This window comes from Rickettsia sibirica 246 (genome assembly GCF_000166935.1).
In the GTDB taxonomy this organism is placed as follows: domain Bacteria; phylum Pseudomonadota; class Alphaproteobacteria; order Rickettsiales; family Rickettsiaceae; genus Rickettsia; species Rickettsia rickettsii.
Genome location: NZ_AABW01000001.1, coordinates 43,455 through 64,667, shown reverse-complemented (window position 1 = coordinate 64,667; position 21,213 = coordinate 43,455). Strand labels below are relative to the sequence as shown.

Sequence of the window (21,213 nt, the reverse complement as noted above, 5' to 3'; positions counted from 1 at the left end):
AATTTTAAATTGGTTTGCCATAGATTTAAGTGAGTCTCAAGTAGAGCAGATGCACGACGAAAAACGTAATGGCTTAAGCGAAGATGAAGTGATGGATATTAAAAAACCATTAGAAAAAGCTATGTTAGAATTAGCTAACCAAAAAATATCTAAAGAACAATATAGAGAGAAATTAATAGATAAAACATTAGATAACCTTAAAGAAAATGTTTCAGAAACAACATTAGGTAACTACAGAAAATTTCTTACTAAAAATACTACCCCTAAACTTGATAAACAAGAGCAAATTAATTATCCAAAACAAGTAGAAGCATTAACACAAGCAGCATTAAAGATAGCTGAATTTTTAAAAATTACTTATGACAAAGAAGCAAAAGCTTTATCGTCTATTAATGAGTTAGGAGTAAATGAGCCTAATATAATTAAAACTTTATTACCAGCGATAAGTAAACTACCGTCTGAAAAAATGATAGAGCAAGGTAAAGAAATTATCAAGAATTTTGCCCCATTACTTGAGAGCAACAATTCTGTACTTGTTAACGGTACTAAAAGAGTATTAGCAGAGTTAGATCCTGGATATTTAAGGAACATACGGATGGGGGGGCGAAAGTATAGCATTAGAATTACAAAGAGTAACCAAACCTAAGCTATGGCAAAGAATAGTAGCAGTTTTTACCGGTACGGATTATGCTCAAAAAAATATAGATAAAGCATTTGCTAACTTTGAAAAAAGTAATAGTTTACATATAGAAACGAAAAATTTGTCGGAAGAACTATAAAGAGAAAAACAAGCACCAAATATTGTAAAGCAAAATAAAACAATACCCCAGGGCTATAAGTCTTCTATATCAACCCCTATATCTCATGTTGAAAACCTTAATAAAAGTAGAGAGAGTGGGCAACAGTCAGGGCATAGTAAGTAGTGATTTATATGATAATATAGTTGCGAATTTTTAAAAAGTTTGATAATTTAGTTCATTATATCAAATAACTTAATAATGAGTATTATATGGCAGAGATTATAACTAATATAGATGATACTATTAAAAAAAACGATGAAGTGACTGAGATATTGGCTGCAGTAAAAGATAAAATAGTTGATATAAAAAACGTAGATAGTAGATTAGATACTTTGAATAAAAATATTGTTACTCCCGATCCTATTCAACAATATTTACAATCTGAAGAATATATCACTAGTACGCTTGAAGTACTTGCCAGTAAAATTATTAGTGAAGTTGTAGAAAATAAAGATATACAAAAATTAGTAGATAACTTGCATATCAATTTAGGACAAGATATAAAACTAATACCTAGTTTAGCAGATAAGCTAAAGTTTGATGTCGCAAGGGCTGAAGCAGCACTTAAGGGTTTTGTACTTCCTCTAAATCAAGGAGGACCTTTTGATGCATTATCATTTATGGGTATAGAAGATGAAGAAGAAATCTTTGCCAATCCTATAAGAGCAACTAAAGAAGCATTAATAGCCGTAAGCGGAAAGTCTATACCTAAAGAGCAATATGCACAGGCTGTAAAAGATCAAGCTATAGAAATCTTAAAACAAGATCCTAAAAACACTCCAGACAAACTTGAGAAATATGAAAAATTTATTATGCAAGGAGATAAAAACCAGAAATTTAATAAAAATAGTAAGCAGTTTATCCCAAGAGTAAATCAATTATCTCAAGTGGAATTTAAGGCATTACAAAATGCAGCCACTTATACGGTACAGCAGATTAGTAATAGATTAGAAAAAAATAATAAAATTAGTAAGCAATTAGAACAAATTATTATACTTACTAACTCATCAGGCATAAAGAATCCTGAAATAATAAGGGAATTAAATAAGTTAGATTCTACTTATCTAACTGAGAATAGTACTAAAATAGCCACTGAATTAAAAGATATTAATGATAGAGGTACTTCTGTATGGGAAAAATTTAAGCAGATATTTACAGGTAGAAACTATTTGGAAAAAAGATTAGGAAAAGTTGTAGATAAATATATTACTCTGAGTGATGGATATGTAGTGAAGACAATTAATGATAAAATCTTTTCAAATGCTTTAACAAATGCTGACATTGCTGCAGGTCTAACAAAATTTTTAAATGAAAATAAAGATAAAGTAGCAACTAATCCTGAATTTAAAAATTTAATTCCTGTTACGGGTGAGCCTATTATAGTTCAACCGCAACAAATTAATAATTTTAATTTAGCGGAACTCAGAACAATCAATCCAATAGCATTTGATAAAACCATATTTGAAGATTCAATAAAACTAAGAAGTTCTAATATAAAACCTCCGCACATCACTCCTAATCCTTCTATTAAAAATCAAGAAGCAGTAAGAAGAAAGGGTTAAATTTTAATATAACTTCATCATTGTGAGGAGGCGTTGTTACATTGCTTCTATGTCATTCCCGCGAAAGCAGGAATCTAGATTTTTTATTGTCACCCCGTGGCGTGACCACGGGGTCTTGTATCACCAGCTGAGTCCTAAGATACCGCGATCAAGTTGCAGTATAACATTAAAGGTTACTAGATTGCTGCTTTCGCAGAAATGACATCAGAACATAAAGATTTAGGTGAGATGCTTAAATACTCCTCTTTCCATAATTCATTATAAAGAATAGGATCGATATTACCGCCTGAGATTAGTACTAGTAATTTTTGAGGTTTGGATTGTGTTTTTAAAAAATTTACCACTGAAACCATGTTTATACTACTTGACGGCTCGCATATTACTTTAAGTAAATGAGTAAGCCACGCCGTCCAGTAATATATTTCATATTCTTCTGCTAAATAAAAATCATCAAGTTTTTTTAGATATTCAAATGTACGAGCTGATATACTCAAGGTTTTAAGACCGTCCGCAATAGTATTCGGAGCATAGTTAAATCTATATGTTTTATTATCTTTAACAGATAAATAAGCATCATTGGCATTTAAAGGTTCTGAACCTATTAACAAGCTTGTCGGTGATATTAATTCCTTGGCAAGATATGCGCCGGAAATTAAACCGCCGCCGCCGCAAGAGGCAAAAATAGCATCAGGACTAAAACCTAGCTGCTGTAATGCTTCATAGCATAACGTGCCTGCTCCTGCTATTGTAGAATCACTATCGGAAGGATGCATATAGTAAAATCCTTGCTTTTCATCTTCTTTTGCTTTTTCTTCCGCTTCTTGTCGAGTATATGTATATATAACTTCACCGCCGTAATAAAGAGCTGCTTGCTGTTTTACTTTTGAAGTATTTAACGGTAAATAAATCCTTGTTTTAATACCGAATAATTTACTCGCATAAGCAAGACCGATTCCATGGTTACCCGTACTATAACCGACTATTTTATCAGGTAATTTTCCTTGCTCTTTTAATTCTAATAAATGATTTAACACGCCTCTAACTTTAAATGCACCGGTTTTTTGTAATGATTCAACCTTAAAAAAAATCTCATGACCGAGCATCTCATTTAAGCTTTCAGAGTGAATGATCGGAGTTAAATGTAGATATTGTTTTATTCTATTATGTGCGACTGCTACATTTTGAGGAGGTTGTAGTAATAAATTCATAAATATAATTAATAATGGTAGCTTGAAATCAGGTTGATACTATATTATATAGTTAATAATTAAAAATTTTAAAAGGTTTTAATTGATGCATAAAAAATCCCTTCCGTTAATGGCACTGAGAGATATGGTAGTATTCCCGGGAGTAATTGCGCCTATTTTTGTGGGTAGGCCAAAATCGTTGCAAGCACTCTCTCATACTACCATTTCCGAGGAAGATAATAGTAAATATATTTTAGTAACTTTACAGAAAAAATTTGATCAAGAAAACCCTAGTACACACGAACTTTATAACACAGCTATACTTGCCAAGATTATCCAAATAGTGAAGCTGCCTAATAATACGGCAAAAATCTTAATAGAAGCAGTAGCAAGAGTAAAGCTAAGCAATATCAAAGGCGAGGAAGCTTTTGAAGCAAATTACGAAATTATTCCAGATGAAGAAATATTTGACGTTAATAACATGCGTTCACTCGTTGATAATGCAGTACAACTATTTAGTAAATATGCGATTAATGATAAGAAAGTTAATGCAGAAATTATTGAAACTATCAATAAAAAAATAAGTAATAGCACTAATTTCATAGATATTATAAATATATTAGCCTCACATTTGATAACTTCACTTGAGGCAAAGCAGCATTTATTAGAAGAAACGAGTCCTTTTAAGCGTATCACTACGGTTATTAGTATGCTTACTTCCAATATAGTAAATTCAGAAACCGAGCAGGCATTGCAGCAAAGAGTACGAAAGCAAATCGAAAAAACGCAGCGTGATTATTATCTGCACGAACAAATGAAAGCTATTCAAAAAGAGCTTGATGAAGATAAATCAGAACTTGCCGATATTGAGAAAAAAATTAAAAGTTTAAAATTATCAAAAGAAGCAAAAGAAAAAGCTGAGGCTGAACTTAAGAAACTCCGTACTATGAACCAAATGTCAGCGGAGTCGGGAGTAACGCGTAACTATCTTGAGACATTGCTTAGCCTGCCTTGGGGTAAGTATGATAATAGCAAAATAGATATTAACCAAGCAGAGAAAATTTTAAATCGTGACCATTTTGGACTCGAAAAAGTTAAAGAACGAATTATAGAATATTTAGCAGTATTACAGCGTTCAAGTAAAATTAGAGGACCTATATTATGTTTAATAGGTCCGCCAGGGGTCGGTAAAACTTCACTTGTAAAATCTATTGCCGAAGGAATGGGCAGAAAATATGCTAAACTTGCGCTCGGCGGTGTTAGAGACGAAGCAGAAATCAGAGGGCATAGAAAAACTTACCTTGGATCAATGCCCGGTAAAATTTTAGGTCAACTTAAGAAAGTTAAGACTAGTAATCCTGTAATGCTGCTTGATGAAATCGATAAAATGAGTTCTGATTTTAGAGGTGATCCGGCATCCGCTTTGCTTGAGGTATTAGACCCTGAGCAGAATAGTCACTTTGTTGATCATTATCTAGAAGTAGAATATGATCTATCAAATGTAATATTTATTGCTACTGCTAACTCTCATGATTTACCTAGAGCTTTAAGTGATAGAATGGAAAAAATATATATTTCCGGTTATGTAGAGGAAACAAAGCTCCAAATTGCCAGAAATTATTTAGTTCCAAAACAATTTAAAATGCATAAAATCAAAAAAGATGAAATTACTATATCCGAGACGGCCATTTTGGATTTAATTAGATATTATACCAAGGAATCAGGTGTAAGAGCTTTAGAGCGTGAGATAGGGGCATTAACTAGAAAAGCATTAAAGCAGATTTTAGCAGATAAAAGTGTTAAGCATATCGCCATAGATAGTAATCATCTTGAAGAATTTTTAGGAGCTAAGAAATATAATTTCGGGCTTGCCGAGAAAGAAGATCAAATAGGAAGTACTACGGGACTTGCTTACACTGAAGTAGGCGGAGAGCTTTTAACTATAGAGGCTTTAGCATTTCCAGGGAAAGGTGAAATAAAGACCACCGGAAAACTCGGTGATGTTATGAAAGAATCGGCAATGGCTGCCTATAGTTGTTTTAGAAGCAGAGCAACAAATTTTGGATTAAAGTACGACAATTATAAAGATTTTGATATTCACATTCACGTACCGGCCGGAGCTATTCCAAAAGATGGACCGTCTGCCGGCTGTGCTTTGTTTACGACTATTGTTTCGTTGATGACTAAAATACCCGTACATCGTACTGTAGCAATGACCGGTGAAATTACTTTAAGAGGCAATGTTTTACCTATAGGTGGTCTTAAAGAGAAGTTACTTGCTGCAAGTAGGGGAGGTATTAAAACCGTGTTGATTCCTGAAGAAAATGTCAAAGATTTGAAAGATATACCGCCGAATATAAAAGAAAGCCTAGAAATTATATCTGTATCAAATATTGATCAAGTACTTAAGCATGCTTTGGTAGGAACACCGATAAATAAATAGAGATTTGTTAATAGTCAAAATATCATATATTAAATTAATGCAAGCTATAGTAAAGTAATTCTTTTTGACTTTTCAATCAAAATGCGATTTTTCTTGCTTAATTCCTGACTATCTTGAGCTCACCTATTATTATAGACTCTCTTCCTTACGCCTGTCACTAAATTGGGCGACTATATTGTTGCGTGGATCAATTTCACCTCTGTCATCCCGTGGTTTGACCATGGGATCCAGTTAAAAATACTAATATTATTAGTATTTTTTATTGTTTTTATGGACCCCGTGGGGGGTGTGACACAGTAATGCTGCTACTACTGCGGCAGCTACTCAAAGCGGTGTATCTGAGGTAGTAAAATCCATGCCTACAATAAAAGACAAAACAGCTTAGTTTATCTTTCTGCTTTCCAACTTTCATTGAGAAATTCCTTTAACTTAATTCTAAATACAAAATTAAATTTCTACACTACCAAGTAACAATATTTTTTTGGTACAGCGTCGTTCAGAAAGCTTGATACAAGTGAATTTTCTGATATGCGCCTTTGCTCACGTTTTTTGTACGTTCTGCAGACTCAGTCGTCAATTCATCTTGTCTAAAGCTTTCTGAATCTAGCTCTATCTGCTTCTATTTTATTATTGTAAAAAAGTTGCTACAAAGTATTAATTAAATGTATTAATATTAATGAAAGAATCAAAAATATTAAGAAAATTTTTAGCAACGGCATCATTATGCGGAACATTATTCACTAGCTCTGATACTGCAGGAGCAACAATTCCTAATCTCGGTAGCGTAAGCTTGAGTTCCGGTGTCGGTCTTGTAGGAGGAGTATTTAATAACGGCAATATTTATTCAAAGGGCTTGGAATTAAAATATCGGCAGATAAAACAAATGCTGTTATTGGCGGGATAAATACATTAATTAATAGCACTACCTACTGTTGGTGGGGTTGAGGTAAGTCAAAATGTATCAATAGGTGCTTTTAGTGCAACAGTAGGTCTTACTCCTAATTTCACTCCTCTTAAATTTATTAATAATAATGTTACGTCAATTGTTACCGGAGTCGGTAATCAAACATTTAGTAATATAGATTTCGCCGGTAAGCATTCTACTTGACAAATTAATAACGGTTTAAATATTACAACTCAGATAGATAATACGGTAGCTGGCAACAATAACATTTGTAGGTACGGGTACTATATCAAATCACATAGGTCTAACTAACTCTCTTGCCGGAATAAATGTAGGAAACGGGGAAGCACAGATTTATATGTCCGGAGCAGTTAATATTACAATTAATGCTGCAAATATAAATCTTACTAACAATAACTCTATACTTACTCTTTTTGACGGTAATATAACAACGTTAACGGGTAATATAAATAATACTACCGGCGTTGACGGTCAAGGGATACTAAATCTAGCTCATGATCTTGGTATTAGTAACATAATAACAGGCGATATAGGTAATATAGGCTCATTAGCCGCAGTAAATGTTTTACTTGGGTCGGCAACACTTAATTCTACAATATTAAAAGCTACTAATATTAATGTACAAAGTAATACGTCCGTACTTAATTTAGATGAGGACATAACGGTTACGGGTAATATAGACGGTGCTAAAGGAGTAAACGGAAATTTTATAGGGAATGCTATACTTAACGGAAATATAAATAATTTCAATATACTTCAGTGTAATGGAGGTAACGGTAAGATTCTTGATTTACAAGGTAATACTACGGTAAATAGTATTGTTTTTACAGATAGTGTTTTAGCTGCGGGAACTATAAGTGTTAACAGTCTATTAAGATGTAGGAGGTATTACTTTTAATAATAGTAATGCTAGCGGCGGTACTTTAATAATAAATACCGAAAATACAATTAATGTTGCATTATTAAACGCTATACAAGCAAAAATACAAATAAGTGCTAATTTAACAATCAATGATCCAAGTGCCGGAGATATAGGTGATATTAGAATAGCGGATAATACAACATATACAATAGATGCAGCAAATGGGAATGTAAATTTGCTAAAATAATAATTTAAACAAATCTGGCAATGATGAATATGGAATAGTGAGAATAGGAGCAATCACAAAATACCTAACCATAGCAAATAACGGTGGACCTTATACTATAGAATACCCATCGCCTTAAGCATTTCATAGTAGACTGAGCAGGTGATGTCGTAGTCGATCATACGGTATTTACGCAGTTACTTAGTATGAATAGCAGGTAACATTTAACCAAGCTTTAGATCTAGGAGCGGGTGGTAACATATTATTTAGAGCAGATGGTGAGTTAATAGTAAATGGTGTGACCAGTTCAGTTACGACCTCTGCAAATAACCAAGGAAATAACTAAGGCACACTGACAATACAAAGCGGTAATGTTAACGGTACGATTGGAGCTAACGGCAGCAGCTTAAAACTCGTAAATATAGGAGCAACCCCCATTACGTTCTCAGCTAATGTATTTGTTCCCGTAGCTTTAAATAAGAATGGCTCTATCTTAGCTTTAGCAGATGGGTTTACGCTAACCGGTAGCATAGGAGCAAATGGAGCAGTACTGAGCACCGGCGGTGTAGGCGGTACATTGAATTTGATAGGTGACGGTAATGTAACTCAAAATATAGGTACGGATGCTGCAAATAGTCCTGCTAATGCTAATATAAATATCCCTAACTTTACTTAATTCAGTAATATCCATTGCGGCAATTAATTTTTGTGCTTCTGCGGTATTTTCTTTCTGTATAGTTCTTATTAATTCTTGATTTGAGGGTTGAAACCATCTAAATATAATTATTTTCTTATTAAATTCTATAAATTTTAATATTTTGTTAAAAATGAGCTTATAGATAGAATCATAATAAGAAGTTTTAAGAATACAATAGAAATTTAACTAAAAGTGCAAACAAATGAGTTGAGGTTACTTTAAGGAATATACAAAGTTAGTTTTTTATAATATTTAAAATTCGGAATTTAAAAGAGTTTAATATAACAATTAAAACAAAAGGCGAATAAAAGGAGCATATGAATTTTTTAGAAAACGACAGGAAATCCCGAAACCTGAAAGGGGTTGGCGAGAGTGACGGGACTCGAACCCGCGACCTTCTGCGTGACAGGCAGATGCTCTAACCAACTGAGCTACACCCCCTTATATACTATTCTGCTTTTAAGAATTGCTCTTTCATTTTATCAAGGATTGCATCTTCATCTATTAAGTATAGGCTGCGGGTGCTCACCTCTCAAAATAAAATTCAATTCTTGAAATCATTTGAGTATACGTAAAAGATAACAATGTATATAACAATTCTTCTATTTCTGCAAGAGTAAAATATCGTATTTTATCAAAAAATATACAGAACCTAACATCTAGCTTATTCCTAATATTATAATTACTAGATATCTCTATTAATCCAAATTAGTCACTACTAGTTGAAGCCTTGAAAATTATTATACTTTTTAAGGCCTTTGTTAAAAAAACTAGTAGTTACATTTATATTAATAAAATCTTACTTTATTAATAATTATTAGAGGTTTTATATGACTAAACCATATGTCATTAAATTAACTACTCCTTTTGAGCGTATTAAACTTTATAATCCTATACCCGATATTGCTCTTAGAAGTGCTATTATTATGCAGGCAATAATAGATGCAACTAATACTTCTACCAAGAAAGAGGCAACAAAAGCAGAATATAACGCTAAAAAATGACTTGTTGAAAATAATGAAAATTTTAATGCTACCTGCTTAGAAATTGGCATTGAGCCTAATTATGTAAGAAAGACTGCTAAAAAACTAATTAAATCGCAACAAAATAAGGATAAGCGTCCTAAACTCTACGGCTAAAGTTTAAATAAATTAATTTGTAATAAAACTTGAAATTACTCTAAATATAAATTAATTGTATAGGTGTTACTTAGTAACGCCTATATATTAATTATTTCAGATTATAAAGGTTATTTATGATTATTTCAGTTTCAGGTCAACATATTGCTATCGGTAATAATTTACAAGAATATTCAAAAGAGAGGGCTACGCAAGTCGTTAAAAAATATTTTACCGATATAATAAATATAGATATACATTTTTCAAAAGAAGGAATTAACTTTAAATGTGATATTATAGTAAAATATGGCTCCGGTAAACATAATATAGTCAAAAGTAATGATAGTTGTAGTGATATATATGTAGCTTTTGATAAAGCTATGTCAAAACTAGAAAAACAGCTTAGAAAATATAAATCAAAATTCAAAAATCATCATGCGGGTAAAGTAAAAATATCAGAAATTGCTTACGAAGGTACCAAATATATTATTAATCCGCAATCTGATAGTGAAACCTCTAACGCCGAAGATAATGATAATCCGGCAATTATCGCTGAAAAGCCTGTAGAAATATTAAAATTATCAGTAAAAGAAGCGGTAATGCAAATGGATTTAGAAGATTTACCTGCAGTAGTATTTAAAAATATAAATAATGATCGTATCAATATAGTTTATTATCGTAAAGACGGTAATATTTCTTGGGTAGATTATAATTAATGCTCATTATCTCTTACAAAGGAGTTACGCCAAGAATCGATAAAAGTGCATATATTGCCGAAAGCAGCTCTTTAATAGGAGATGTTGAAATAGGTAGTAATTCAAGCATTTGGTTTAATACGGTTCTTAGAGGCGACGTTGCATCAATAAAAATAGGAAATAATACTAACGTACAAGACGGTAGTGTAATTCATGCTTCAAGGTTTAACGGACCAGTAGAAATAGGCGATAATATAACTATCGGTCATCTCTCTCTTATTCATGCCTGTACAATACATAATAATGCTTTTATCGGTATGAGTGCTACGATAATGGATTATGCAGTAATAGAAGAATATGCTTTTATTGCTGCAGGCCCTGCCAAAGAAGATAATTAAATCTCAAGAATTATGGATGGGATCCCCTGCAAAATTTGTTAGATATTTAACCGATCAAGATTTAGAATATATGCAAGATAATGTAAGACATTATGTAGAACTTGCAAATGTTTATAAGATACTCGTTTAATTTGAAAAATTGGCGTCGTCTATCTACTTTTTACGTATCAAGAGTATATAAGGAATCCTTAAATGCCTTAACCGTATTTTTAAGTAAAAATGCAATAGTCATCGGTCCGATGCCGCCTGGGACGGGAGTAATATATTGTACTTTAGACTGAACATTTTCAAAATCAACATCACCGATAATTTTATTGCTGCTAATTCTATTAATGCCTACATCAATTACTATAGATTTAGGATTAAAATATTCTGCAGTTAATTTTAAAGGTGAGCCTATTGCAGCAACGACAATATCGGCTTTAGAAGTAATAGAGCGTAAATTGTGTGTCTTAGAATGACAAATAGTAACGCTGCAATTTTCTTTTAACAGTAAAGCACTTAAAGGTTTGCCTACTATATTTGAGCGTCCAATAATTACAACGTTTTTACCGGTTAAATTAGGTTCGTATTTTTTTATAGCTGCAAGACAACCAAGAGCAGTGCAGGGAATAAAGCCTTGACTAATTCCGCTATGTAAGTAACCGACATTTAAAGGGTGGAAACCATCGATATCTTTAGAAGGTGATACTGCAGATAAAATTTTATTTTTATCTATGGAGCTTGGCAAAGGAAGCTGAACTATAATTCCTGAAATCTCGTTATCAAGGTTTAACTCATTGATTTTTGATATTAAATCATTAGTATGAATAGTAGCAGATAGATTTATTAATAAAGTATAAATTCCTATTTTATGTGCATTTTTTATTTTGTGTCTTACATAAATAATGCTTGCCGGATTATCGCCTACTAGGACTATAGCAAGCTTCGGTGAAGCGTTGGTTTGGCTTGTAAGTTCTTGAATTTCTAGCTTTAAGTCTGCTAGTATCTCATTGGCTAATGCTTTACCATCAATTATATTATTCACTCTTATTTTTGTCTCCGTTCAGTTTTAACGTCATTGCAAGAAAATTACGTAAGTAATTGACGAAGCAATCTCAGGAGTTTGTTATTGTTTCATGAGATTGTCACGCTCTCTACGGTTACGGTTGCTCGCAATGACGATCTCTTTATTTAGTCACGCTCTTACTTCTTTTCCCCGTATTTTTGGTAGTAGAATACTCAAAATGTAGAGCCTTGCCGTCAAATACTCTACTATAAGCATGATGAAGACTGTTTGCCGCTTCAGCAAAACCCGTAAGAATCAGCTTAAGCTTACCAACATAATGAGCAATATCGCCAATGGCGTAAATACCTTCTATATTAGTTTGATAATAGGAAGAGTCTACTTCAATATGGTGAAGCTTAACATTTAAACCCCAATTTGCTAAGCTACCTAAATCTTGTTTTAAACCAAAAAAAGGTAGTAATATATTGGCATCCAATTTGCGAGTATTATTTTGTAAATCTTTAACTATAACCGATTGAAGTTCACTATTATTACCATCTAAAGCATTTAATTGATAACCGGTTATTAACTCGATTTTATCGGTTTCTGCAATATGCCTTAATTGCCTTACGCTTTCAGGAGCTGCCGTAAATTTATCCCGCCTATGTACTAAATATATTTTATTTGCAATATCTGAAAGAGAAATAGCCCAGTCAACAGCCGAATCCCCGCCGCCTGCTATAACTATATTTTTACCCGCAAATTTGCTTTTATCATTGATGAAATAAAAAACTGACTTGCTTTCAAAATCTTCAATATTCGCAAGGGGCGGTTTATTTGGACCGAATGAACCTGCTCCTGCTGCAATAATAATAACTTTGCTTTTAATAAGAGTGTTTTTTGAGGTTTTAATTTCAAAAAAATCATCTTGTTTATTTAGCTCTATAGCTTGTTGATTTAAATGATATATAGGGTTAAAAGGAGCTGCTTGAAGTGCTAACTGTTTTATTAGCTCTTCTGCTGCAATTTTAGGATATGCCGGTATATCGTAAATAGGCTTTTCAGGATATAGGGTAATACACTGACCACCGATAACTTCTTGTGCATCAATAACATGACACTTCATGCCAAGCATTCCTGCTTGAAAAACTGCAAATAATCCAACCGGACCGGCACCTATTATTACAACATCAGTATTATACATACTTTTTATATTTAAATTTTAAAAAGGATTTTATTGGATATTGAGAAAATAATCAATGGTTATGTGAGTATATTTATAGAAATCCAACACTTTCGCAGGGGGATTTTTAAAAACTGTCGGATATTATACTAGACGAGATGCATTTAAAGGTTGTGCTGCATTCCACTTTTCTTCTACGGGTTCTAATATATCCGCTTTTATCTCGGCTTTGTTTTGTAGCATACCGAATAATGAGATTTTTTTAGTATTTATAGGTAATATTTGTGCTACTTCCCTATCGCGTTTGGTAATTATAATAGATTCTTTATCTGTTTGTAATTTTTCTATATAAAGAATCTATTTATAGCTAATTTGGGTTATATTCATTATATTTTAATGTAAAAAATAAAATTTAAAGAAAAACCAAAACAAATTCTGTGGGGCAAATATCATCAATTCATATTTAAATATAACCATTTCTTAAACTAGCCTTGTAAAATCGTTAAACTTTGTAAAAGTTCCAGCAGAAAAATTTAACCTCAATCATTTGATGCTTCAGGTGGTCCTATGAAGAACGTCGATACTAAACTTATTAGTGGGGTATATTTAAACTATGATGTGACTCTTAGTCCAAATGATGATATTAATTATTTAGCCGGAGTAGAGGAACTCCATTATTTCACTGAACACGGTGTATAGTTATAGTTTCTTATTTCAAACTGAAGCCGTTAAATCAAATTTTTCTAAAATCACAAATACCACAAAAAACCAAAATAAATTTACACGTTTAGACACAAATTGGACATATGAGAATTTGGATAAGATGACTAATTGGTGGGTAGGGGATGGATAATAGCATAACTAAAGTGTCTTCTTGGTCTAATTCAACTAGATTTGCCGGTATTCAGTATGCTACTAATTTTGCAGTTAGACCGAATTTAGTTACCTATCCGTTACTGGATTTTAGAGGGAAATCAGAACTTCCAAGCAGTATAGAGATATTTTTAAATAGTATACCTATATATAATACTAAAGCTCATATGGGGGATTTTGATATAACCAATATTCCGGTGATCACCGGTAGAGGTGATTTAATAGTTAAAACGCAAGATATAACCGGTAAAGTTTAGACAATTACTATTCCTTATTACGCATCACCGAGCTTATTACGTCCCGGGCTTTCACATTTCTCTTACAAAGCAGGTTTTCAAAGACAAGATTTTACTATATATAGCAGTGCTTATAAATATTTAGTTCTAAATACTGATTATATGCTTGGTATGAATGATTATTTAACAAGCGGCGGACATTTTGAATTTTTAAAAAATAATGGAGCAGTAGGGATAATAATTTAAAAGTCGGAAATTTATTATAGGCATTTCAGCTGCAAATAATATCAAAATTTCGGTCGCTGTCAAAGAATTAATTGCGGTTATACTTATGAATCGGAATATTTTGATATTAATAGTAATTTAGATTGAAATAATAGTAATTATCAGGACGTATATAACGATCCCGATAAGATTTTCTCAAGTTGAAATTATCAGATTTCAGCTAGTTGCGGTAATACCGATTTTGGTAATATAAGTGTTAATTTTTTGTCTTGTGTCGTAAATAACACAATGCAAAAAGGTAAACGCTCAAATATATTATCATCGACTTATCAAAGAAATATTACTAAAAAAGGTTTCTTAAGTTTTACTATAGGTACCGATTTAAATAGTAAACGTAAAAATAATTTTGCCTATATACCATTTAACTTGAATTTAGATTCCAATAAAAGCATTTCATTGACCGATTTATATCAAAATAAATATCATACAAAGCAACTTGGTGTTTCCTCACCGATTACTTCAAATATGGGATGGGGATATAATGCTAACCTGATCAAAGCTAAAGCTACAAATTACAATGTACAAGTTAACCGTAACGGTAAAAATAATGATATTGGAGTTTATCTGTAGAAAAATGATACCGAAATAATGAAACAGTTTAATATCAAAGGAGGAATTTTCTCTATTGATAAAAGCTATTATGAGACAAGACCGATTAACGGAGGTCTTGCTTTGATTAAAGTAAATAGTTTAAAGAATGTCGGGGTTTATAATAATAGCGGGTGATACCGATGATAAAGGTAAAATGCTTGTACCTAACTTAACACCGTATGTTCCTTCCGAAATAAGACTAGACGATGAAAATCTACCTCTTAATACAGAGTTTGAAGAAATTGCTTTGAAAGTTGCTCCAAGAACAAAATCAGCGGTATTATTAGACTTTAATATTAAAATAATTAAAAGCATTGAAATGACAGTATTTGATAGTACGTGAGTATTGAAGGTTTAGATGAAGAAATATTTGTAGGCTATGACGGTAAGATATATATTAAAGATCTTGAAGTATTAAACGGTTCTATTTTGTGACGAGAATGAGGAGAATAGTAAATGCTGTCATTTTAGCGTACCGGTTAATAGAGATTTAAATGACCCTGTAATTGATTTAGGCGAAGCAATATGCAAATGAAGACTTTATTGTTACTCCTGTGTGGACTAAAAACGCTCCGTTGTCATACCGTGGCTTGACCACCACGGTATGACAAATTCTTTTTAAGCAATGTCAAGAAATCAATAATAATATTATTAATCAACATGATTATGTCAGGAAATGCTATGGCGTTACTTGCAACATGTAATCCGTCAGTTCCAACCGTAAATTTCGGTAGTTTTAATGTCGGTGCCATTAGCACAACTGCCGTTATTGCTTCAGTTACTTGTGGTGCTTTATTATCACTACTTGTTAGTTATACCGTAACTTTTAGTACGGGAGCTGCTAATATTTATAACCCAAGAAATATGATTAATGGGGTACGTAAGCTGAATTATAATTTGTATAAAGATGCCGGTTTTACTCAAATCCTCGGTAACGGTACTAGTAGTACTGTAACATTTACCGATAGCTATACACTAGGTCTTGAACCGGTCACAAAAAACTATACCGTATATGCACGTCTGTCGTCACAACCTCTTGCTGCTGCCGGCACGTTTCAAGACACTATTACCGTAACCCAGCCATGGCTATATAATAAAAAATCTTTAAAATCAAAATTCTTCAGCCTAGGTTCTAACTTTGTTGCTTACATGGATTGACTCCTAGGGTGCTAGACATTGTTGTCCAGTATTATGAAGCTGTATTTTTATTATAATATCAAAAACAATTTAAGTTTTATATTACTATAACTACATTTAATATTTTGTAGTTACTTAATATTTTTAACTTAAATAAAGGTCGAATTTATGAAAAATGAAGAACAACACAATCCACCAACCCTAAAACATGGTCGAATAATATTCCCGCTTTACACAATGGGAAAAGTTTGTGTAGATAAGAAGCTAGTAGATGAAGAGTAGAAACTTAACGAATTTGAAACAGGGAAAGGGAGTGATGAGCGTTGTGGAAATTATGTCGCAGGGGAACCGCTACCGCTAGATGGGAATATTCTTAATGGTGGGCGTACAGATGATACAGATTGGGTAAATGCTACTAATGAAGAAATAAGAGCGGAATTAAAAGATCCAACGTTTAACTGGATAAACTATACCATTAGAAGGTGAGAAAAAACTTACAATAGCATGGGATTATACTGTATCACATAACACTTGCGGTTATATAGTGCAAATGACAAAAGCAGAGTTTACCTTTGAAAATAGACTGAAACACGATGATTTAGACGAAATTTATAGTGAACTTTCTGATCAATGTCCTTACTGGAATCATACATTAGTTCCTTCTAAAATGATTGAAGTAACTTTTCCAGATAGAGAGCCAGGATATTATGTTGTAGAAGTTGATTGGATAGTAGCCGACACACCACGTTTGTTGCATCGTTTATTGTTGAACATAAGGATGAGGTTACACCGATAGGTCTCTTAATACGAATGATGGAGAATGTATTTAACGTTATTCCCGTATAGATAAGGTATTGTTGCATGGATCGGTTTTCTTTCTGTTACGCTGTGACTTGATCGTGAGATGACAGAGATGGAATCGATCCTTAAACTTATGTCTACGCGAAAATGCAACCGGGAACCACGCAATGTTGCCTTACTTCCACAGGATAAGACTGTTTGTGCCTTAAGAAAGTATAATATTTGTACAAACTATTTTATATAGTAATCAAGAGTGATTTGTGTCAAGTCAAAAATCTAAAAAAAAATAAATATTTATATTGAATAAATTATTATTCTCGTGTCTACTTAAGTGAAGATTCTATACACTGAATATGGTGTCATTTTTTCAAAATAAGCATTATAAATCCTACAACCCCATTAGTACCTATAATGAACACGTTTAAAAAAAATAAATTTCAAATCACTATAAACAACAACCATAACAATTTACTTACTCCTTTCGGTAAAGCTATTCTGCGAGATCGGTATCTTATGAAAGGTGAGGATTTTCAAGATTTATTTGCAAGAGTTTCTAGTTATTATGCCGAAAATAAACAGCATGCTCAGAAGTTATATGAATATATGAGTAAAATGTGGTTTATGCCAGCAACACCAATCTTAAGTAACGGCGGGACGGATAGGGGACTTCCTATTTCATGCTTCTTGAATGAGACCGATGATAGCTTAGACGATATAGTAAATTTATGGACAGAAAATGTTTGGCTTGCTGCACGCGGTGGCGGGATTGGCAGTTATTGGGGTAATGTTCGTGCTATTAATGAAGGGATTCGTGATAAAGGTCATTCATCTGGTATTATACCGTTTATTAAAGTAATGGATTCTATGACTCTTGCTATTTCGCAAGGTTCTATTAGACGAGGTTCATCGGCTGTATATTTGCCTATTAATCACCCTGAAATTGAAGAATTTATCGATATAAGACGTCCTACAGGTGGGGATGTTAACCGTAAAGCTCTTAATATTCATCACGGTATAGCTATAACCGATGAATTTATGAAAGCAGTTGAAAACAATACGGATTTTGACCTTGTTAGTCCTGCTACCAAAAAAGTCGTAAATAAAGTTAGAGCAAGAGATTTATGGGTTAAGTTATTAACTACTAGAATAGAAACAGGTGAGCCTTACTTGTTATTTATCGATAGTGTTAATAAATCTATCCCTGAGCATCATAAAAAATTAGGGCTTCAAGTTAAAATGTCTAATCTTTGTAGCGAAATTACATTGCCGACGGGAATTGACCATCTAGGTAAGTCAAGAACTGCTGTTTGCTGCCTTTCCTCTTTAAATTTAGAGTATTACGAAGAGTGGAAAGACGATAAAGAATTTATCCATTCTATTATGTTGTTCCTTGATAATGTTTTAGAAGACTTTATTAATAAAGCACCGGATACTATGGCAAGAGCTAAATATTCGGCTTTACGTGAGCGCAGCGTTGGACTTGGCGTAATGGGCTTCCACTCATTTTTGCAAATGAAAAAAGTACCGATAGAATCGGTTATGGCAAAAGTTTGGAATAAAAAAATATTTGAATATATATCTGATGAAACTGATAAAGCCTCAATAGAAATCGGTAAAGAAAAAGGAGCATGTCCTGATGCTCTAGATGCAGGAAGTAATGAACGATTTAGCAATAAAACCGCAATAGCACCTACCGCCTCAATTTCGGTAATAGCAGGTAATGCCTCACCCGGAATAGAGCCTTTTGCCGCTAATAGCTTTGTACAAAAGACTTTAACCGGTTCTTTTAACGTACGTAACAAACATTTAGAAAAGTTATTAGAGGAGAAAGGATTTAATAATGATCAAGTTTGGTCTTCGATTGCAACACATGAAGGATCAGTACAACATTTAACATTTTTATCCGAAGAAGAAAAACAGGTTTTCAAAACCGCTTACGAAATTGATCAAAATTGGCTAATTGAACTGGCAAGCGATCGTACTCCTTACATTACGCAAGCACAATCTTTAAACATCTTTTTACCGGGGAATGTTAGTAAGAAATATTTAAATAATATTCATTTTAAAGCCTGGACAAAAGGGGTAAAAAGTTTATATTACTGTAGATCGACATCAATACAGCGAGCCGATAAGGTCTCGCATGACGTATTAAAGGCCGATTTTAAAGATTTAGAGGAACAAAACGATAAGTTAGCAGAAGCCGGTAACCACGAAGAATGCTTAGCTTGTCAGTAAGTATAACTATGCAAAGATATTTAGACCCAACAAATGATGTAGCATTTAAAAAATTGTTTACGGATAAAACAAGGTGACTAGGCTTTCTCAATATATTATGAGGTTACTTGAAGAGTTAAGGATTATCAACCTTGAATGTATTTCAAACGAACAAGCGCCGGATTTAGGACAGAATAAAAGGAGTATAGTAGACGTAAAAGTTCGAGATAACTCCGGCAATATTTATATTGTTGAGATGCAAGACGGCTATGCCGATGCTTCTTTAGCAAGAGTACCATTTTACAGTTGTATAGCATTTTCTTCGCAATTAAAAAGAGGAAAAGAATATGTTGATCTAGCTCCTGTAGTAATGGTAGTAATTATTTCTGGATTTCAGGCATTGCCCGAGGAAAAAGAATGTATTAGCTATCATCAAACTATTAATGTCGGCAACGGTAAGCATCAACTTAAATGCTTGCGTATTTGTTGAATTAGACAAATTTACCAAAGAAGCAGATGAGTTAGAAAGCCGAGAAGATGATTGGTTATATATGATGGCTAAATTCGATAGAGCACAAGAACCCCCGCAACATACAAAAGATGAAAATAGCATTATCAGTTTATAAAACTATTGAATAATTTAACTGGAGCGAAGCAGAATATGATAATTATATTAAAGCGATGCTTGCTACTCAAACGGAAGAGTTAAATCAAAAAAGTAAATATAATGAGGGGAAAGCTGAGGGTATTGAAATTGGAGAAACTAGAAGAAATACAGAAATAGCAAAAGAAATGTTAGCGGATAATGAGCCGATCGAGAAAATAATTAAATATACTAAGCTTTCAAAAGAAGAAATAGAAAAATTCAAAGAAGAAAAATTATGTCACTACTTGATGCAAGTCCAATTTATAAACCGTTTTCATATCCATGGGCATATGAAGCTTGGCACACTCAACAAAAAATTCATTGGCTACCGGAAGAAGTACCACTTGCCGACGATGTTAAAGATTGGAAATATAACTTAACTCCAGGGGAAAAACATCTATTAACGCAAATATTTCGTTTTTTTACACAGGCAGATATTGAAGTGAATAATTGCTATATGAAGCATTATTCACGAGTATTTAAACCGACTGAAATATTAATGATGTTATCAGCATTTTCTAATATGGAAACGGTACATATCGCGGCATATTCACATTTACTTGATACGGTAGGTATGCCGGAAGTAGAATATTCAGCATTTCTTAAATATAAGGAAATGAAAGACAAGTATGATTATATGCAGCAATTCGGAGTGGATGCCAAAGAAGATATAGCAACTACACTCGCAGTATTTGGAGCTTTTACTGAAGGATTACAGCTATTTGCTTCTTTTGCGATCATGCTTAATTTCCCTCGTTTTAATAAAATGAAAGGTATGGGACAGATTATTGCTTGGTCAGTGCGTGATGAAACACTTCATACTAACTCAATTATTACTCTGTTTAAGACTTTTGTAAGAGAAAACCCTGAAGTTTGGACAGAAACTTTACGTAAACGTATTTATGAAGCTTGTACGACTATTGTGCATTTTGAAGATGCCTTTATTGAACTTGCTTTTGAAGTTGGCGGTATTGAGGGATTAACGGCATATGAAGTAAGACAATATATTCGTTATATTGCCGACCGTCGTTTAATGCAGCTAGGACTCAAAGATGTATATTTGGTAAATCATAACCCCCTGCCTTGGCTTGATGAAATGCTAAACGGAGTCGAACATACGAACTTTTTTGAAAATAGAACAACTGAATATTCAAAAGCAGCGACTACCGGTTCATGGGAAGAAGTATTCACTGAGATGGACGCCACAGCGGAGGCTAAATAATATACTCAGATAGCACTTATGCTGAACATGTTGTGTCGAAGTATACATATTAACAACAACAATAACAAAAAATTACAAATACCTGATCTTTATTTTTAAAAATTTTTTAAAATAGATTTAGAAT

20 protein-coding genes, 1 tRNA gene and 4 pseudogenes are annotated in these 21,213 nt (G+C 32.9%); 19 read left to right on the top strand and 6 right to left on the bottom strand.

The genetic code is table 11. The annotated features are described in order from the left end of the window. Nucleotides 1–49 precede the first annotated feature (49 nt). Nucleotides 50–646, top strand: coding sequence for a hypothetical protein (locus tag RSIB_RS05250; RefSeq protein ID WP_004995718.1), 597 nt, complete (start codon nt 50–52; stop codon nt 644–646). 363 nt (nt 647–1,009) lie between these two features. Continuing rightward, on the top strand, nt 1,010–2,362 hold the full coding sequence (locus tag RSIB_RS05255; RefSeq protein WP_004995716.1) for a hypothetical protein: 1,353 nt from the start codon (nt 1,010–1,012) through the stop codon (nt 2,360–2,362). A gap of 176 nt (nt 2,363–2,538) precedes the next feature. Here the strand turns inward: RSIB_RS05255 and RSIB_RS05260 are convergent, their stop codons facing one another. Then, nucleotides 2,539–3,570, bottom strand: a complete 1,032-nt coding sequence (locus RSIB_RS05260; RefSeq protein ID WP_004995715.1) for a serine/threonine dehydratase — start codon at nt 3,568–3,570, stop codon at nt 2,539–2,541. An 85-nt stretch (nt 3,571–3,655) separates the two neighbouring features. On the opposite strand from RSIB_RS05260, the gene lon reads away from it, so the two are divergent. The 3 genes from lon to RSIB_RS09310 all read left to right on the top strand — a co-directional run bounded on the left by lon (nt 3,656) and on the right by RSIB_RS09310 (nt 7,815). Then, nucleotides 3,656–5,992, top strand: coding sequence for an endopeptidase La (gene lon, locus RSIB_RS05265; protein ID WP_032850853.1), 2,337 nt, complete (start codon nt 3,656–3,658; stop codon nt 5,990–5,992). A gap of 676 nt (nt 5,993–6,668) precedes the next feature. Continuing rightward, a complete protein-coding gene (locus RSIB_RS05270; protein WP_004995713.1) occupies nt 6,669–6,896 on the top strand; it encodes a hypothetical protein in 228 nt (75 codons plus the stop codon). A gap of 358 nt (nt 6,897–7,254) precedes the next feature. Then, complete coding sequence (locus RSIB_RS09310; RefSeq protein WP_004995712.1) at nt 7,255–7,815, top strand: hypothetical protein; 561 nt, start codon at nt 7,255–7,257, stop codon at nt 7,813–7,815. A 532-nt stretch (nt 7,816–8,347) separates the two neighbouring features. Here the strand turns inward: RSIB_RS09310 and RSIB_RS08545 are convergent. Both RSIB_RS08545 and RSIB_RS05580 read right to left on the bottom strand, forming a co-directional pair. Beyond that, complete coding sequence (locus RSIB_RS08545; protein ID WP_032850852.1) at nt 8,348–8,563, bottom strand: hypothetical protein; 216 nt, start codon at nt 8,561–8,563, stop codon at nt 8,348–8,350. A gap of 503 nt (nt 8,564–9,066) precedes the next feature. After that, nucleotides 9,067–9,143: transfer RNA gene (locus tag RSIB_RS05580), tRNA-Asp, on the bottom strand. A 389-nt stretch (nt 9,144–9,532) separates the two neighbouring features. Between RSIB_RS05580 and RSIB_RS08540 the strand changes: the two are divergent. The 3 genes and pseudogenes from RSIB_RS08540 (at nt 9,533) to RSIB_RS06765 (ending at nt 11,043) form a co-directional block, all read left to right on the top strand. Then, nucleotides 9,533–9,841: pseudogene (locus tag RSIB_RS08540) on the top strand (hypothetical protein). A gap of 116 nt (nt 9,842–9,957) precedes the next feature. Next, complete coding sequence (gene hpf, locus RSIB_RS05275) at nt 9,958–10,536, top strand: ribosome hibernation-promoting factor, HPF/YfiA family (protein ID WP_004995706.1); 579 nt, start codon at nt 9,958–9,960, stop codon at nt 10,534–10,536. Continuing rightward, a pseudogene (locus RSIB_RS06765) lies at nt 10,536–11,043 on the top strand (gamma carbonic anhydrase family protein). Before hpf ends, RSIB_RS06765 begins: the two are co-directional and overlap by 1 nt. A gap of 30 nt (nt 11,044–11,073) precedes the next feature. On the opposite strand, the gene folD reads toward RSIB_RS06765, so the two are convergent. The 3 genes and pseudogenes from folD to RSIB_RS09530 all read right to left on the bottom strand — a co-directional run bounded on the left by folD (nt 11,074) and on the right by RSIB_RS09530 (nt 13,441). Further along, a complete protein-coding gene (gene folD, locus RSIB_RS05280) occupies nt 11,074–11,940 on the bottom strand; it encodes a bifunctional methylenetetrahydrofolate dehydrogenase/methenyltetrahydrofolate cyclohydrolase FolD (protein WP_004995703.1) in 867 nt (288 codons plus the stop codon). 158 nt (nt 11,941–12,098) lie between these two features. Next, nucleotides 12,099–13,105 (bottom strand): annotated as a pseudogene (locus RSIB_RS05285) (NAD(P)/FAD-dependent oxidoreductase). A gap of 123 nt (nt 13,106–13,228) precedes the next feature. Further along, a complete protein-coding gene (locus RSIB_RS09530) occupies nt 13,229–13,441 on the bottom strand; it encodes a hypothetical protein (RefSeq protein ID WP_050396449.1) in 213 nt (70 codons plus the stop codon). Nucleotides 13,442–13,651: 210 nt separating this feature from the next. Between RSIB_RS09530 and RSIB_RS05560 the strand changes: the two genes are divergently transcribed. The 11 genes and pseudogenes from RSIB_RS05560 (at nt 13,652) to RSIB_RS05315 (ending at nt 21,089) form a co-directional block, all read left to right on the top strand. Further along, nucleotides 13,652–13,783 (top strand): hypothetical protein, encoded by a 132-nt coding sequence (locus RSIB_RS05560; RefSeq protein WP_016728200.1) that lies wholly within the window; start codon nt 13,652–13,654, stop codon nt 13,781–13,783. A gap of 146 nt (nt 13,784–13,929) precedes the next feature. Beyond that, nucleotides 13,930–14,214 (top strand): hypothetical protein, encoded by a 285-nt coding sequence (locus RSIB_RS05290; protein ID WP_004995701.1) that lies wholly within the window; start codon nt 13,930–13,932, stop codon nt 14,212–14,214. A gap of 492 nt (nt 14,215–14,706) precedes the next feature. Continuing rightward, nucleotides 14,707–15,048, top strand: coding sequence for a hypothetical protein (locus RSIB_RS09525; protein WP_004995700.1), 342 nt, complete (start codon nt 14,707–14,709; stop codon nt 15,046–15,048). An 18-nt stretch (nt 15,049–15,066) separates the two neighbouring features. Beyond that, entirely contained in the window at nt 15,067–15,204 is a 138-nt protein-coding gene (locus tag RSIB_RS09520; RefSeq protein WP_004995698.1) for a hypothetical protein, read from the top strand. Then, on the top strand, nt 15,176–15,412 hold the full coding sequence (locus RSIB_RS05295) for a fimbria/pilus outer membrane usher protein (RefSeq protein ID WP_004995697.1): 237 nt from the start codon (nt 15,176–15,178) through the stop codon (nt 15,410–15,412). Before RSIB_RS09520 ends, RSIB_RS05295 begins: the two co-directional genes overlap by 29 nt. A 317-nt stretch (nt 15,413–15,729) precedes the next feature. Then, entirely contained in the window at nt 15,730–16,227 is a 498-nt protein-coding gene (locus RSIB_RS05300) for a spore coat protein U domain-containing protein (protein WP_016728196.1), read from the top strand. A 147-nt stretch (nt 16,228–16,374) separates the two neighbouring features. Further along, a pseudogene (locus RSIB_RS10335) lies at nt 16,375–16,692 on the top strand (chitin-binding protein). Between the two features lie 55 nt (nt 16,693–16,747). Next, nucleotides 16,748–17,002: a chitin-binding protein gene (locus RSIB_RS05535; protein WP_337459632.1), complete on the top strand. Its 255-nt coding sequence runs from the start codon at nt 16,748–16,750 to the stop codon at nt 17,000–17,002. Between the two features lie 416 nt (nt 17,003–17,418). Continuing rightward, complete coding sequence (locus RSIB_RS05305; RefSeq protein WP_016728194.1) at nt 17,419–19,242, top strand: ribonucleoside-diphosphate reductase subunit alpha; 1,824 nt, start codon at nt 17,419–17,421, stop codon at nt 19,240–19,242. A gap of 73 nt (nt 19,243–19,315) precedes the next feature. After that, entirely contained in the window at nt 19,316–19,711 is a 396-nt protein-coding gene (locus RSIB_RS09300; protein WP_016728193.1) for a PD-(D/E)XK nuclease family transposase, read from the top strand. A gap of 391 nt (nt 19,712–20,102) precedes the next feature. Then, a complete protein-coding gene (locus RSIB_RS05315; protein WP_004995690.1) occupies nt 20,103–21,089 on the top strand; it encodes a ribonucleotide-diphosphate reductase subunit beta in 987 nt (328 codons plus the stop codon). Nucleotides 21,090–21,213 lie beyond the last annotated feature (124 nt).

Excerpts from the sequence above, each read along its gene's own strand:
- RSIB_RS05250 (WP_004995718.1), top strand. The coding sequence starts at position 50 with ATGCACGACGAAAAACGTAATGGCTTAAGCGAAGATGAAGTGATGGAT.
- RSIB_RS05255 (WP_004995716.1), top strand. The coding sequence starts at position 1,010 with ATGGCAGAGATTATAACTAATATAGATGATACTATTAAAAAAAACGAT.
- RSIB_RS05260 (WP_004995715.1), bottom strand. The coding sequence starts at position 3,570 with ATGAATTTATTACTACAACCTCCTCAAAATGTAGCAGTCGCACATAAT.
- lon (WP_032850853.1), top strand. The coding sequence starts at position 3,656 with ATGCATAAAAAATCCCTTCCGTTAATGGCACTGAGAGATATGGTAGTA.
- RSIB_RS05270 (WP_004995713.1), top strand. The coding sequence starts at position 6,669 with ATGAAAGAATCAAAAATATTAAGAAAATTTTTAGCAACGGCATCATTA.
- RSIB_RS09310 (WP_004995712.1), top strand. The coding sequence starts at position 7,255 with ATGTCCGGAGCAGTTAATATTACAATTAATGCTGCAAATATAAATCTT.
- hpf (WP_004995706.1), top strand. The coding sequence starts at position 9,958 with ATGATTATTTCAGTTTCAGGTCAACATATTGCTATCGGTAATAATTTA.
- RSIB_RS05560 (WP_016728200.1), top strand. The coding sequence starts at position 13,652 with ATGAAGAACGTCGATACTAAACTTATTAGTGGGGTATATTTAAACTAT.
- RSIB_RS05290 (WP_004995701.1), top strand. The coding sequence starts at position 13,930 with ATGGATAATAGCATAACTAAAGTGTCTTCTTGGTCTAATTCAACTAGA.
- RSIB_RS09525 (WP_004995700.1), top strand. The coding sequence starts at position 14,707 with ATGCAAAAAGGTAAACGCTCAAATATATTATCATCGACTTATCAAAGA.
- RSIB_RS09520 (WP_004995698.1), top strand. The coding sequence starts at position 15,067 with ATGAAACAGTTTAATATCAAAGGAGGAATTTTCTCTATTGATAAAAGC.
- RSIB_RS05295 (WP_004995697.1), top strand. The coding sequence starts at position 15,176 with ATGTCGGGGTTTATAATAATAGCGGGTGATACCGATGATAAAGGTAAA.
- RSIB_RS05300 (WP_016728196.1), top strand. The coding sequence starts at position 15,730 with ATGATTATGTCAGGAAATGCTATGGCGTTACTTGCAACATGTAATCCG.
- RSIB_RS05305 (WP_016728194.1), top strand. The coding sequence starts at position 17,419 with ATGAACACGTTTAAAAAAAATAAATTTCAAATCACTATAAACAACAAC.
- RSIB_RS05315 (WP_004995690.1), top strand. The coding sequence starts at position 20,103 with ATGTCACTACTTGATGCAAGTCCAATTTATAAACCGTTTTCATATCCA.